Below are 14,231 nucleotides of genomic sequence, written 5' to 3' on the forward strand. Positions count from 1 at the left end.
CACGGTTTGTCGATGTGTCGCTGCCATCACTCAAGTCAGCGTATCCGGTCACGTTTCGATCACCACGAGCGCCCACCGTCCCCACTGCCGACTTCCTCCCGACTTCCCTCTCCCCCGCCACCCGATGTCCCCCGAGCGGCAGACAGTCCCACACCCGGGCGGTACGGGATCACGGGCGACATGTTCTTGATCAGTCGATACGACCGGATATGAGACGTATTGACTGATCGGACGTGGTTGAGGACCGACCGCCGAAGACGACCGGGGCACCGAGGACGACCCCTGGGCACCATGGACACCCAGGACACCGTGATGAGCATGCACATCCGTACGTCCTTCTCGCACGAGACGACTCACGAGGATCTGTGGATCCCTCTCCCGGACGGCACCCGCCTGCACGCGCGTGTGGCGCCCGCTGACCGACGCGCCCGTCCCCGCGCTCCTCGAATATCTCCCGGACCGGCTCACCGACCGGACCGCGCCACGCGACTGGCAGCGCCACCCCTGGTAGGCGGGCCACGGCCACGCCTCCGTCCGGGTGGATGCCCACGGTTACGGCAACTCGGAGGGCGTGCCGACGGACCCGTACGGGGAGAGTGAGCGGGCCGACGGGGTGGAAGTGATCCACTGGCTGGCGGACCGGCCCTGGTGCAACGGCGCGGTGGGCATGTTCGGCATCTCCCGGGGCGGCTTCACCTCCCTCCGGATCGCGACCCTCGCGCCCGAACCGCTCAAGGCGATCGTCACGGTCTGTGCGACCGACGATCCCTATGACAACGACGGGCACCGCATGGGAGGTTCCGTCCTCGCCGTCGAGACGCACGCCCGGGCGGCGACGGCGCTCGCCGACGTCGCCCGTCCGCCGGAATCCGGCGCACGTGGGCCGGGCGATGTGGCGCGACATGTGGGTGAAGCGCCTGGAGACGGTGGAGCCGTTCATCCATACGTGGCCGTCCCACCCGAACCGGGACGCGTACTGGCGCCACGCCGGTGTGCGCGAGGACGGGGGATACGGCGGGATCCGGGCCGCCGTGCTCGCGGTGGGCGGCCGGTACGACCCGTGCCGCGACACGGTGTTGCGGCTGGTCGAGAGCCTTCCCGCCGACCGTGTGCGCGGCCGGATCGGCCCCTGGTGCCACCAGTACCCGGACCGGGGCCTGCCGCCGGGCCCGGCGATCGGTTTCCTCCAGGAGACGCCGATGTGGTGGGACCACTGGCTCAGACCGACCGGTACGAGCGTCACCGAGCCCGGGCCTGCCCCGACCGCGACCGCGGCCCTGGCCCTGGCCCTGGCCCTGGCCCTGGCCCCGACGCGATCGGCCGTCCTGGCCTCGGCGTGATCAACAATCCCGGCCTCGGCGTGGATGACGTTCCTGACCCCGGTGCGACCGCCGATCCGGGCCCTGGCGTGGACGGCGATCCAGGGCCCGGCGCGAACGACGATCCAGGGCTCGGCGTGGACGGCGATCCGGACCCCGGCGTGAGCAACCGTGGCGTCATGACGGAGCCCCTCCTGCGCTCCTACGTCATGGCCGCGCCCCCCGGCGACGACGTACCCGTCCCTTCCCGGCCACTGGGTGGGCGACACCGCCTGGCTCTCCCCCTCCGTGACCCCGATCGCGTACGCGCTGCGGGGCGCACCGGTGCCGGTGCGCTCCCCTCAGCACACGGGCGTGGACGCGGGCCGTTTCCGCCCCGTCGGGAACGACGCGGACCTGCCGCCGAACCAGCGGGAGGAGGACGCGAAATCGGCCTGCCTCGAGTTCGAGGTCCCGGGGGGAGACCTGGATCCTGGGGCGCCCCAGGGTCCGCCTCCGCCTGACGTCCCACTCCCCCTGAGGCCAGGCGATCGCCCGGGTGTGCGACGTCGCTGCCGACGGTTCCTCGACGCCGGTGACCCGGGGTGACCCGAACCTGACAGCGCGCTATGACCCCGACCAGGCGGTCTCCTGGAAACCGGGCTCTACGGAGGACGTGGTTTTCGACCTGGCCGCCATCGGCTACGCATTCCCGCCCGGCCACCGCATCCGGCTCTCCCTGTCCACCGCCTCCTGGCCGTGGATCTGGCCCCAGCCGGGCTCGGCGGCGGGGTTCGTCCTGGACCCGGCGGGCAGTTCCCTCGAACTTCCGGTGCGAGCGAGGGAGTCGGACCTGAGGATCACCTTCGAGGAGCCGGAGCAGTCCGAACCCCCAGGAGTGACATCCCCGGTCACCTTTGACGAGCCCGCCCCGCGCGCCTGGTCGCCCGTTACGTGGCGAGGGGCGAGTGGCGACTGGAGGTCGACCTTCGCCACGACGGCACCCGTGTCCACCCGGACGGCCTCGAATGCACGGAGGACGCCCGGGACACGTACACCATCCACGAGTCGGACCCGCTCTCCGCCCGTACCCGCTCGACGAGGTCGATCCGTCTGCACCGCCCGGAGCTGCCCCGGGACGCCCGGGTCGAGACACGCTCCGAACTCAGCTGCGACGACCGGGAGTTCATCACCTCGAACGAGCCGATCTGCCTCGAACGAGCCGATCTGCAAGGACGGCAACGAGGTGGTCTTCCATCGGACGTGGGAGAGAAGAATCCCCCGGACGGCGGACTGGAGACCCGGCCACGGCATGGGCAACCCTGAAGAGCATGGCGCGGACCGGTGAGTTCCTGATGGCCCTGGACGAGGGGATGCTCGCGTACTTCCGCGAGATGGCCGACGAGATGGTCACGCGTTTCGGAATCCCCCGGGCCGAGGCGGTGGCGAGGATCAACAGGGCTTACGCGGGGCAGGAGTTCGGTCCCCACCCGGACCTGATGTGCCACGAACTCCCCGAATACTGGGCCTACGGCCTCTACTTCAAGCCCAATGCCGGCCGGCTGCCCGACGACGACCCCGACACGGACCTGTCCGTATGGGAGGTCCGCCCGGCTCCGCCCGCGGGCTCACCGGCCTGGACACTCGAAGCGCGATGTCCGATTTGCCGCCAGTGCCGCTTTATTTCTGCTTGGTCGCGTGAATTGGGTCACTCCCATGCGAAGTGGGCCCTTTATCCCCTCTTGACGACTCCCCCTTTGCATAAGGCAAGTTGAGCGTCGCGTTCCGGATTAATCGGGCATTTTCTCCCTCGTATCACCCAGGTGAAAGCGATCTACACCGGGAAATGAGGGCTTGTTCCGGACATGTGCTCTCGCATACGTTCACGTCGATCCGGACGGACCGCCCAATCCTGCCGCCGACCGGAATACCCCACCCACCCACACAGACGCACGGCAGGAGCGGGGGACCCAGGTAAGCCGCCGATCCGGACACCGGAACGGCTAGGGGTGAAGTCGCACACACCGTGCGGCCGGGCAGCTCCCGCCCGAACCCGACAGCTCACTTCGCAGGCGCCGGAGAGGAATTCGCCATGTCCGCACGAGGCAAGCACCGCAACTTCAAGATCCAGGGCATGCTCACTCGGGGCATCCTCGCCGCAGGAATGGGCGGAGTCGCACTCGCCCTTCCGCTCGTGAGCGCGACCTGCGCGCAGGCCGCCACGGCCACCAGCACCGATGTCCAGCTCATCACCTACAAGGTGGTCGCGGGCGACACCCTGGCCACGATCGCGAAGAAGTACCCCACGAGCGGCGGCCCGGCGAAGCTGTACACCGCCAACCGCGCGGTCATAGGCCCCGACCCGACGACGCTTCGTCCGGGCCTCACCCTGACCGTGGGCACCAAAACCGTCCAAACCACCACCAAGAAGACCCCGGCGAAGACGGCGCCCACCAACTCGAAGACGTACGCGAACAACCTCGACGGTTGGATCAAGCACTCGCTGGACATCATGGCCCGCGCCAAGATCCCCGGCACCTACAACGGCATCCACCGCAACGTCATGCGCGAGTCCTCCGGAAACCCCCTGGCCATCAACAACTGGGACTCCAACGCCAAGGCCGGCATCCCCTCCAAGGGCCTGCTCCAGGTCATCGACCCCACGTTCAAGGCCTACCACGTGCCCGGCACGTCGATGAACCCCTACGACCCGGTCGCGAACATCACGGCCGCCTGCAACTACGCGGCGGCGAAGTACGGCTCGATCGACAACGTCAACGGAGCCTACTGACAGGACTGGCGGGGCTGGCGGGGCCGGTAGGGCTGGTACGACTGCCGGGGCTGATGCGGCCAACACGACCGATATAGCCCATATGCCCGATGTAACCGATATGGCTAGTGAGGTCGGAGAGACTCGGAGAGCTGCCGGGACCCACCGGGCTCTCCGGACTCCCGGAACCGGTCCGACCGGTACGGGAACAGCCGCTCCAGCACCACCGCGATCCCGTCGTCCTCGTTCGACAACGTCACCTCGTCGGCCACCGCCTTCAGCTCCGGATGGGCGTTGGCCATGGCGACCCCCCTGTCGGCCCAGTCGAACATGGGGATGTCGTTGGGCATGTCGCCGAAGGCGATGGTGGCGGCGGGAGTGAGACCGAGGTGGGCGGCGGCGAGCGCCAGACCGGTTGCCTTGGTCACGCCGCATGGCTGGAGTTCGACGGTCCCGGGCCCCGACATGGTGACGGTGGCCAGCGAACCCACCACGCCCCGGGCCGCCGAGGCCAACTCGTCGTCGGACAGCGACGGGTGGCGGAGCAACACCTTGCTGATCGGCTCCGTCCACAGGTCGTCGCGGTGATGCACCCGTACCGCCGGAAGCGTCGGATGCGGCATCACGTACCCCGGCTCGATGAGCGTCAGCCCGTCCACGCCGTCCTGGTCCACCGCGGCGTAGAGCAGCCCGACCTCCGCCTCGATCTTGCCGAGCGCGGTCTCCGCGAGTTCCCTGTCCAGGGTCACCGACCACAGCAGTCGGTCCGTCGCCGCGTCGTACAGCTGCGCCCCCTGCCCGCACACCGCCAGTCCCGTGCCGCCGAGTTCGTCGAGCAGAGGTCGTACTCTCGGCGCCGGGCGCCCCGTCACGACCAGGTGTCGGGCGCCCGCCTCGGCCACCCTCTCCAACGCGGCCCGGGACCGGTCGGAGAGGGTGTCGTCGCCGCGGAGCAGCGTTCCGTCCAGGTCAGTGGCGATAAGTGAATATGCAGTCGGAGCGGCCATGATCCGAAGAATACGGATCGAACGACTCATCGGCCCGGCGTGAACCGGACGACGTCCGGTATCCCGTCAGCAACGCCGTTCACCGTACGGGGCGTACCGGGCGTACAGAGTGCACTTCCGCCCCCGCCCACCGAGCGGGCGGTACGAAAAGACTCCGAGCGGAATGTCACTCCAGAGGATGACGCGGCTGCGGTGACTGTGGCCGCCTGAGCCCAACACAAGCTCCGACGCGACGGGTTGGGCCCCGCCCACGGCGTGGCCCACCAGTCACCGTCCCCTCCGGCCGTACGGACCCCGGCCACCTCACCCGTGCGCGCCCGCCAAGTGCTTGGCCAGCCGCGGCGAAGCGAACTCCGTACCGCACACGAACCGCATCACCGGCCCGTACGAAGCCGCCGCCGGCAACCCCGTGAAGTACAGCCCGGGCACCGAGGAGCAATACCCCGCACCGAGCTTGGGAGTGCCGCGGCTCACCGCGAGCGCCGTACGCAACTCGTGTCCCAGGAAGTCCATCGCGGCGATGTCGACGCGATATCCGGTCGCTGCGATGACATGGTCGGCGGAGAGTTCCTCGCCCCGACCGCCCAGGGTCCGCACGGAGAGGACCGGACGCCCGTCGGAGACGTCAGCGCGAACGATCCCGGAGACCTCGCTGACCTCGACCTTGCCCTCGAAGCGGTCGCGCAGCCACCACGCCCCGAGGGGGCCGAGCACCCGGCGGACCAGGTAGTGCCGGGCGTCGGCGGGCAGATAGCGGTAGGGGTGCGGGTAGTAGCTGAGCGCCCACAGGGACCAGGCGCGCCCGAAGGGCGACTCGGGACGCAGCTTCGGCTGTTTCCAGGGCGGTGCGCCGAAGGCGACCCTGCCCCGTCCCCGGGACACCACCCGGACCTGCGCGCCCGCCTCCGCCGCGAGCGCCGCCGTCTCCAGCGCGGACTGGCCCGCGCCGACGACGATCAGTTCCTTGCCGGAGAACCGGGCGAGGTCGTGGTGCTGGGAGCTGTGCGAGACGGGGCCGGTGGGCGTGGGTCCGTCCGCCGCCGCGCCGCCGAGCTCGGGCGGCAGATGCGCGAGTCCGTACAGTCCCGTGGCCACGACGACCGCCCGCGCCGTGAACGACTCCCCCGAGTCCAGCTTGAGTTCGAAGCCCTCGCCGCCCCGGCGGTCGACGGACACCACCCGCACCCGCTCCAGCTCGGGCACCAGCTTCTGCTGGAACCACTCGCCGTACGCGATGAACGTCTCGACCGGAATGATGTCCTCGTCCGTGACAAGCCGGCGGATCCCCGCCGCGTCGCAGTAGTCGGCGATCGTGTGGCCGGGCTGCGGGGCATCGAGGCTGGACGCAACCGGGGTCGATTTGAGAAGCATCCCCTCGGGCATATGGTCACGCCAGCTCACCATGGGCTCGCCGAACACGCGCACCGGGATGCCACGCGCCCTCAGATGGGCGGCGGTGGACAGGCCGAACGGGCCGGCACCGATGACTGCTACCGGATGAATCACGAAGTCCCTCCCCAGGACGTACGTTCGTCACTTCGTGGTCGTACTGGTGCTGCTGCCACGGCGGTTGGTCCGCCACAGCTGATAAAGATGCCTCGCGCCCGGCCGCACGAAGCGCGCGAGCATCGTGAAGAACGGCCGCAGGTCGTCACCCGCGAGCCAGGCCAGCTCCGTACCGCTCGCGCGAGCCGGCGCGTGCGGGGTCGTGTAGCCGCTGCGCCGGTAGGCGAGCAGGGCCGGCAGGTCGATGTTCTCCACGATGTACCGGTGACCGGCCCGCTGTTCCCCTTCGGGAACGGTGCGCCCGGTCAGGTCGAGATGCATGGCCCGGACGACGTCGATCCCCGACTCGTTCTCGAAGAGCCGGAATTGCGCGCCCATCCGGGGGTTGAAGTCGAGGAGTTTGTACCGACCGTCGCGCCGGTCGAAGCGCAGGTCGAGGTCGATGACGCCGCTGAAGCCGATCTGTTTGATGAAACGCGCGGCGAGGTCCGCGAGTTCCGGATTGTCGACGACGTACGCGTTCGCCGTCATTCCCGCGTGCGGCGGCCAGGAGCGGACCTTCACGCCCGTGAACATCGCGAGCGGCGTCGAGTCCGCGTCGAAGTACGCGTGCACGATCCAGTCCTCCGCCTCCTCCCTGGGCAGGTACTCCTGGAGGATCACGCCCGGCTGATCACCCCAGTCCCGGGCGAGTGACAGCAGCCCCTCCCGGGTCGCGATCCTCGTCGTCCCGTTCACCGCCGGCTGGCTGCGGCGTACGAACGCCTCCCGGTTCTTGGCGACGATCGGAAACCGAGCGCTCTCGGCGAACGCCACGATCTCCTCGTACGACTGCGGAAAGGCCGCCGCCGGGCTGGGGATGCCGTGTTCCACACAGAGTTCGTGCAGGCCCTGCTTGCTGGCGAGGCGCCGGGGCAGTTTGGCGTCGACCCGGGGGAAGAGGAACCGCTCCCCCAGCTCCTCCTGGTGCTCGGCGATCAGGACGGCCGCCTCCTCGTCCGTCGGGACGAGCACCGTCGGCCGCCCGATGCGGGCCCCGATCCGCAGCAGCCCCTCGACGAGACGCTCCGGCTCCTCCGTCCCCGTCGTCGGCCAGACGAAGGCACGGCGCAGATAGCGTGAGGCCGCGGCAGGCGTGTAACGGTCCTCGGTGATCGCATACATCGGTATGCCGAGACGGCCCAGACTTCGGATGGCGCCCACACCGCCGTGGTGCAGCGGATAGTCGCCAAACTTCACGATCAGGCCCGGAACGTTCCGATCGGCGTCGAACGGCACTCCGCTGACGCTCCTGGCCACGGGTCCCCCCACGTGTCCCCCCTACGGACCGGACCCACCCCGTCCGTGTCCCCAAAGGACGCTAAGCCGGAACTACCGCGTCCGACAAGGCCTATTCGGACATTGCGAACTCTTTAGGCACTGTCCAGGCAACTCTTCGGGTACTGCCACGGCGCCTCACGACAACTCGCGGCAACTCATGGCAACTCTTTGGGCACTGCCACAGCACGTCACTCCCCCCGTAATCTGTGCCGCGACCACCCGGAGCACGTGCAACACCCACACATGCACCGCGCGGATCACACGGCCAACACAGTCACACGCATCACACAGCGCGCACGACCACGAAAGCGAGGCACCACCCGATGCCCCCCTTCGATGTCCCCGAGGGCGATCCCTTCGGCCCGCACAACCTCCCCTACGGCGTCTTCTCCCGGGCCGGAGCGTCCGAGCGGAGCGTCGGCGTCCGGCTCGGCGACCACGTCCTCGACGCGGGAGCGACGGCTCGTGCACTCGGCTCCCCGTACGCCGAACTGCTCGCGCGGCCCACCCTGAACCCGCTGCTCGCCGCCGGCCGCACGGCATGGTCCGACGTACGCCGCGCACTCACCGCCTGGGTGACGGTCCCGGCCCACCGGGAGACCATCGCACCCCTTCTGCACCCCCTCTCCGAGGTGACCCTGCACCTCCCCTTCGAGGTCGCGGACTACGTCGACTTCTACGCCTCCGAGAACCACGCCCGGAACGTCGGACAGATCTTCCGCCCCGACGCCACCGACTCCCTCACCCCCAACTGGAAGCATCTGCCGATCGGTTACCACGGCCGCTCCGGCACGGTCGTGGTGTCGGGCACGGAGGTGGTCCGCCCCTCGGGCCAGCGCAAGGCCCCTTCCGACACCGCCCCCGTCTTCGGCCCCTCCGTCCGGCTCGACATCGAGGCGGAGGTCGGCTTCGTGGTCGGCGCACCCTCGATCATGGGCACGCCCGTCCCTCTCTCCTCCTTCCGCGACCACGTCTTCGGCCTCTGCCTCCTCAACGACTGGTCGGCGCGGGACATCCAGGCCTGGGAGTACGTCCCTCTCGGCCCCTTCCTCGGCAAGTCCTTCGCCACCTCGGTGTCGGCCTGGATCACCCCGCTCGACGCGCTGGACGACGCACGGGTCGCGCCCCCGGCCCGCACGCACCCCCTCCTCCCCTACCTGGACGACTCCGAGGACGAGCCCGGCGGCTACGACCTCCGTATCTCCGTCGCCATCAACGGTCACGTCGTCTCCGAACCCCCCTTCTCCACCATGTACTGGACGGCCGCCCAGCAACTGGCCCACATGACGGTCAACGGAGCCTCCCTGCGCACCGGCGACCTGTACGGCTCGGGAACGGTCAGCGGCCCCTCCGAGCACGAGCGCGGCTCCCTCCTGGAACTCACCTGGAACGGCCGCGACACCCTCGACCTCCCCGACGGCAAGCGGGCCTTCCTGGAGGACGGCGACGAGGTCACCCTGACGGCCTGGGCCCCGGGCCCCGGCGGCACGCGAGTGGGACTGGGCGAGGTGAGCGGCCGCATCACCCCGGCCCCCAACCCCTCCTGACCCCGGCGGGGTCCGGAGCAACAGGCCCGACGGGGTCTGGGGCGACGGCCCCTGCGGGGTGCAAGGGCGATAGGTCCGGCTGGGGCCAATGGCAGTAGGCCCGGCAGGGTGCAAGGGCGACAGCCCCGGCTGGGGCCAAGGGCAGTAGGCCCGCGGGGTGCAAGGGCAACAGGCCCGGCGGGGGCCAAGGGCAATAGGCCCGGCTGGGTCCGAGGGCAATAGGCCCGTGCCGTTCCGGGGGCGCTAACCCCGGTGGGGTGGAAAGGTAAAGCCCCGCGTGACGACCCGAGCACGCAGCCCCGCCGGGATGCAGGGGCGAAGCCCCGCGGTGGGCTCCCCTCCCCCCGGTGAGGGGAGCCCAGGGGGTCGAAGGGGCGGAGCCCCTGGGAGGGGACGGGTAGCGGCGGCGGGGGCGAAGACCCCTACCCCGTCGGCCCCACGCCCCCGCACCCCCGCACCCCCAAGACACCCCGCCCCCACGGGTGGCAGATCTCCCCTCCTCCCGACCAAAACCGCAGGCCAACCCCCGACCCCCACCATCGACAGGTGGCGCAACACTCCAGCAACACCACCACCCGCACCCCGTCGGTATGGTCCGTCGCATGCCCACCGAACGCGCCCGAGAGCACGCCGGCCCCGGCGCGACCACCGTCGCCGCCCACCGTCGCCGGCTGCGCGCGGACCGGGCGAGGCAACTCGCCGACCTGCTCCGCCACCAGGTGCTGACGGGCGGTTTCCCGGACGGCACCCTGCCGCACGAAGCCGCCCTCGGCACCGACTACGGCGCCTCGCGCAACACCATCCGCCAGGCCCTGGACCTGCTCCGCGCGGAGGGCCTGGTGGAACGCCTCCCCGGCGTCGGCACCGTCGTCGTCGCCCAGAAGTACCCGCACGGACTCGACCGGCTGATGGGACTCGCGGAGACCCTGCGCGAACACGGCCAGGTCACCAACGAGGTCCGCACGGTCGGCCCCGTGGCCGCACCCACTCCCGTGGCCGACCGCCTCCGTATCGCCCCCGGCGCTGACGTCCTCTACATCGAACGCCTCCGCCGCCTCGACGGACTCCCCCTCTCCCTCGACCTCACCTACATCCCGCTCGACCTCGGCACCGCCCTGCTAGGCGCCGACCTGGAGAACACCGATGTCTTCCGTCTCCTGGAAGCCATCGCCGGCCAGCCTCTGGGGCACGCCGAGATCACCCTGGAGGCGGTCAACTCCGACGCACACTCGGCGGCCGTCCTGCAAGCGCCCCGCGGTGCGGCCGTCCTCATGCTGGAGCGGCTCACTCACCTCGCCGACGGCCGCCCCGTGGACCTGGAGTTCATCCGCTTCCGCGGCGACCGCATCACAATGAGCGGCCAGCTCCGCCGCGCGCTCTGAAGCCTCTCGTCACCACGCCACCGTCACCTCCCTTCCGCACCGCGCCCCTCACCACAGCTCCCTTTCATCACCGCGCCCCTCACCACCGCGCCCCTCCACCCCTTCATCGTTTCGAAGGGCCCTTCCGGTTCATCCCACGCACGACTTTTCTGGAGACAGCCATGCCCTTGGCGCCCCAGCGGGCCGACGTGCCCGTGACCATCGACGAGTCGAAGTGCATCGACGGCTGCACGCTCTGCGTGGACATGTGCCCGCTGGACTCCCTCGCCATCGACGAGAGCAACGACAAGGCGTACATGCACGTCGACGAGTGCTGGTACTGCGGCCCCTGCGCGGCCCGCTGCCCCACCGGGGCCGTCACGGTCAACATGCCCTACCTCCTCCGGTGAGAGGACCGAACTCCATGAAACTCAAGGCATTCGCCGCCCTGGCCACGGCCGCCCTCGTACTTCCTCTCACCGCCTGCGGCAACGGCACCACGACCGGTTCCGGCTCCACGGTCATCATCACGGTCGGCTACCAGTCCAAGACCATCAACACCGTCACCGCGGGAACCCTGCTTCGTTCCCTCGGCTCCTTCGAGAAGGAGTTGAACTCCCTGAGGGACGGCACGACGTACAAGGTGAACTGGCAGGACTACGCGACCGGCGCCCCGATCACCGCCCAGATGACCGCCGGGAAGATCGACATCGGCTCGATGGGCGACTTCCCGCTGCTGATCAACGCGGCCCGCGGCAAACAGCTCGGCCGCCCCACCCGCCTCGTCTCCGTCACCGGCTACAACCTCCGAGGCGGCCTCAACACCATCGTCACGGCACCGGACTCGAAACTCGCCACCCTCGACGACCTGCGCGGCAAGAAAGTGTCGACCAGCATCGGTTCGGCGGCCGACGGCACCCTCGTACGAGCCCTGCAGCGCGCCGGAATCGACCCGGACAAGGGCATCCAGAAGCTCAACCAACAGCCCGCGGTGGGCGCTTCGGCCCTCTCCGCGGGCAGCACCGACGCGCTCTCGCAGTTCGTCGCCTGGCCCGGCCTGCTCGCCTTCCAGGGCAAGGCCAAGGCCCTTTACGACGGCGCCGCACTCGATCTGCCGACCTTCCACGGCGTCACCGCCCGCGAGGACTTCGCGAAGAAGCGCCCGGCCGTGCTGGAGGCCTTCCTCCGGGCCCAGTCGGAGGCGACGACCTATCTGCACGACCACCCGCTGGCCGCCGCCCAGAAGGTCGCGAAGGCGACCGATCTACCCGCCGAGGTCGTCTACCTCTACAACGGCGCTCACGGCATCGCCACCTTCGACCCGGCCCTCAGGCCCCAGCTGATCTCCGCGCTGAAGAAGGACGCTTCCGTCCTGAAGTCGGCGAAGCTCGTGGGCGACGTCGACGTGGACGCCTTCGTCGACGACCAGTACGTGAAACGCGCCCTCGGCCCGACCGCGTACGCCGATCAGCTCGCCGCGTCACCTCCACCGGCCGCGAGCGAGGTGTGGCCCAAGGGCGCCTCCTCGACCCGTACCTTCGCCTCGCCTTCCGCTCTCCTCCACTACGTGTCCTCCCACCGCGGCACCGTCCGCGCCGCGTACGTCCCCGACGCCACGACCGGCACCCTGTGGTTCGCCGACCGGGCGGTGTGGGTGGCCGACGGCAGCGACCTGCGCCCCTTCATCACGGCGGCGACAGCCCAGGCGTACCTCGACGGGCACCAGGGCGCGCGCACCATCTCGTACGCCTCCGCGCTGGAGCGGGCGTCATGACCCGGTATCTCGTCAGGGCCGCGTCGCTCGCCGCGGCCCTGACCACCTGGCAGCTGCTGACCAGCCTGAACGTCGACCTCTGGCTGCGCTTCTCGCAGTTCCCCACCGTCGCCGACGTGGCTCGTGCCTTCGGTGACCGCCTCGGCGGCCACGACTACTGGACGGACCTCACCGACAGCCTCACCCGGATCCTCACCGGTTTCCTGCTGGCGGCCGTCCTGGGGGTGGCCACGGGCGTGCTCGTGGCCCGCTCGCGCCTCGCCGAGGACCTGCTCGGCCCGCTGGTGGAGGTGCTCAGGCCGATCCCCGCGATCGCGCTCGTCCCGGTGGCGATCCTCCTCTTCCCCAGCAACGAACAGGGCATCGTCTTCATCACCTGCGCCGCCGCCCTCTTCCCGGTCCTGGTCTCCACCCGGCACGCGGTTCGGGCCCTGGCCCCCGCGTGGGAGGAGGTCGTGCGCACCATGGGCGGCGGCCGATGGCGGATCCTCGGCTCGGTCGTCCTGCCCGGTGCCCTCCCCGGGATCTTCGGCGGTCTCTCGGTCGGCATCGGCGTCTCGTGGATCTGTGTGATCTCCGCCGAGATGATCTCCGGCCAGTACGGCGTCGGCTACCGCACCTGGCAGGACTACACCGTCGTCGACTATCCCGGTGTCTTCGTCGGCATGGTCACGATCGGTGTGCTGGGCTGGGTCACCTCCACGGCCGTCGAGCGCGTGGGGCGATGGCTCACCCGATGGCTGCCGCGCACCGAGTACGTCGCCGGGGCGCGCGTACGCAGGACCCCCGCCCCGGCCTCGTCCGTCCCGGAGCCTGTCCGCGAGGAGGGGGTGCGCGATGAGCACCTCGTCTGAGACCGGGACGCCCGTCGCCGCGCGCGGCACCCGGCTGTCCCTCACCCACGCCTCGCTCGGCCGACCCGGCGCCCTGGTCCTCGAAGGCGTCGTCCTGGACATCGCCCCCGGCGAGATCCTCACCGTCGTCGGCCCCTCTGGCTGCGGCAAGTCGACCCTCCTGCGCACCCTTGCCGGGCTGCTGCCCGCCCTCGCCGGAACCGTCACCCAGGACGGCCGCCCCCTGGTGGGCCCCGGTGCCGACCGGGCGCTCGTCTTCCAGGAGGATGCCCTTCTTCCCTGGCGCACCCTGCGCGCCAACGTCGAACTCCCGCTGGCCATCAAGGGCTCGTCCCGCACCGAGCGGCGCGCGCAGGCCTCGGGCTGGCTCGCCCGCGTCGGACTCGCCGACCGCGAACGGCAGTTGCCGCACCGCGTCTCCGGCGGCCAGCGCCAGCGCGTCCAGCTCGCCCGCGCCCTCGCCGGAGCACCCCGCGCCGTCCTCATGGACGAACCCTTCGGCGCCCTCGACGCCCAGACCCGCGCCGGCATGCAGGATCTCCTCGTCGAGGTGCTGCACGGCACCGGAGCGACCGTCGTCTTCGTCACCCACGACGTGGACGAGGCGTTGTTCCTGGGCGACCGGGTCGCGCTCCTCGGCTCCGGGCAGCCGGCCGACGACGGCGGTCCCGGCAGCCCCGGCCGACTGCTCGCCGTACGTGAAGTACCGCGACCGCGTGATCGATCCGCACTCGACAACCCGGCGCGGCTCGCCCTGCGTCGCGAGGTCCTCACGTCCCTCAGCACCTGAAAGG

General features: G+C 70.3%; 11 protein-coding genes, 1 pseudogene and 1 riboswitch. Of the genes and pseudogenes, 9 read left to right on the forward strand and 3 right to left on the reverse strand.

Going from position 1 to position 14,231, the window contains the following annotated elements:
* Window positions 1–318: 318 nt before the first annotated feature.
* From ACZ7M2_RS12110 to ACZ7M2_RS12120, 3 genes and pseudogenes are all read left to right on the forward strand, one after another.
* Window positions 319–2,646, forward strand: a pseudogene (locus ACZ7M2_RS12110) (CocE/NonD family hydrolase).
* Window positions 2,630–3,073, forward strand: coding sequence for a hypothetical protein (locus ACZ7M2_RS12115; protein WP_471595115.1), 444 nt, complete (start codon window positions 2,630–2,632; stop codon window positions 3,071–3,073). Before ACZ7M2_RS12110 ends, ACZ7M2_RS12115 begins: the two are co-directional and overlap by 17 nt.
* 152 nt (window positions 3,074–3,225) lie before the next feature.
* Window positions 3,226–3,386: riboswitch (cyclic di-AMP (ydaO/yuaA leader) on the forward strand.
* A gap of 4 nt (window positions 3,387–3,390) precedes the next feature.
* Window positions 3,391–4,089, forward strand: coding sequence for a LysM peptidoglycan-binding domain-containing protein (locus tag ACZ7M2_RS12120; RefSeq protein ID WP_471595116.1), 699 nt, complete (start codon window positions 3,391–3,393; stop codon window positions 4,087–4,089).
* Window positions 4,090–4,193: 104 nt separating this feature from the next.
* Here ACZ7M2_RS12120 and ACZ7M2_RS12125 read toward each other — a convergent pair whose 3' ends face one another.
* The 3 genes from ACZ7M2_RS12125 to ACZ7M2_RS12135 form a co-directional block, all read right to left on the reverse strand.
* A complete protein-coding gene (locus ACZ7M2_RS12125; protein WP_471595117.1) occupies window positions 4,194–5,075 on the reverse strand; it encodes an HAD family hydrolase in 882 nt (293 codons plus the stop codon).
* A gap of 303 nt (window positions 5,076–5,378) precedes the next feature.
* Window positions 5,379–6,581 (reverse strand): FAD-dependent oxidoreductase, encoded by a 1,203-nt coding sequence (locus tag ACZ7M2_RS12130; protein WP_403690503.1) that lies wholly within the window; start codon window positions 6,579–6,581, stop codon window positions 5,379–5,381.
* Between the two features lie 27 nt (window positions 6,582–6,608).
* Window positions 6,609–7,859, reverse strand: a complete 1,251-nt coding sequence (locus ACZ7M2_RS12135; protein WP_471595235.1) for a carboxylate--amine ligase — start codon at window positions 7,857–7,859, stop codon at window positions 6,609–6,611.
* A gap of 365 nt (window positions 7,860–8,224) precedes the next feature.
* Between ACZ7M2_RS12135 and fahA the strand changes: the two genes are divergently transcribed.
* From fahA to ACZ7M2_RS12165, 6 genes are all read left to right on the forward strand, one after another.
* Window positions 8,225–9,448: a fumarylacetoacetase gene (gene fahA, locus ACZ7M2_RS12140; protein ID WP_471595118.1), complete on the forward strand. Its 1,224-nt coding sequence runs from the start codon at window positions 8,225–8,227 to the stop codon at window positions 9,446–9,448.
* A 602-nt stretch (window positions 9,449–10,050) separates the two neighbouring features.
* A complete protein-coding gene (locus ACZ7M2_RS12145; RefSeq protein ID WP_471595119.1) occupies window positions 10,051–10,830 on the forward strand; it encodes a GntR family transcriptional regulator in 780 nt (259 codons plus the stop codon).
* Window positions 10,831–10,991: 161 nt separating this feature from the next.
* Entirely contained in the window at window positions 10,992–11,219 is a 228-nt protein-coding gene (locus ACZ7M2_RS12150) for a 4Fe-4S dicluster domain-containing protein (RefSeq protein WP_352046355.1), read from the forward strand.
* 14 nt (window positions 11,220–11,233) lie between these two features.
* Window positions 11,234–12,583: an ABC transporter substrate-binding protein gene (locus ACZ7M2_RS12155; protein ID WP_471595120.1), complete on the forward strand. Its 1,350-nt coding sequence runs from the start codon at window positions 11,234–11,236 to the stop codon at window positions 12,581–12,583.
* On the forward strand, window positions 12,580–13,437 hold the full coding sequence (locus tag ACZ7M2_RS12160) for an ABC transporter permease (RefSeq protein ID WP_471595121.1): 858 nt from the start codon (window positions 12,580–12,582) through the stop codon (window positions 13,435–13,437). Before ACZ7M2_RS12155 ends, ACZ7M2_RS12160 begins: the two co-directional genes overlap by 4 nt.
* Complete coding sequence (locus ACZ7M2_RS12165; RefSeq protein WP_471595122.1) at window positions 13,421–14,227, forward strand: ABC transporter ATP-binding protein; 807 nt, start codon at window positions 13,421–13,423, stop codon at window positions 14,225–14,227. The genes ACZ7M2_RS12160 and ACZ7M2_RS12165 overlap by 17 nt, the downstream gene beginning before the upstream one ends.
* Window positions 14,228–14,231: the final 4 nt, after the last annotated feature.

The organism is Streptomyces sp. NPDC111507 (assembly GCF_055638955.1).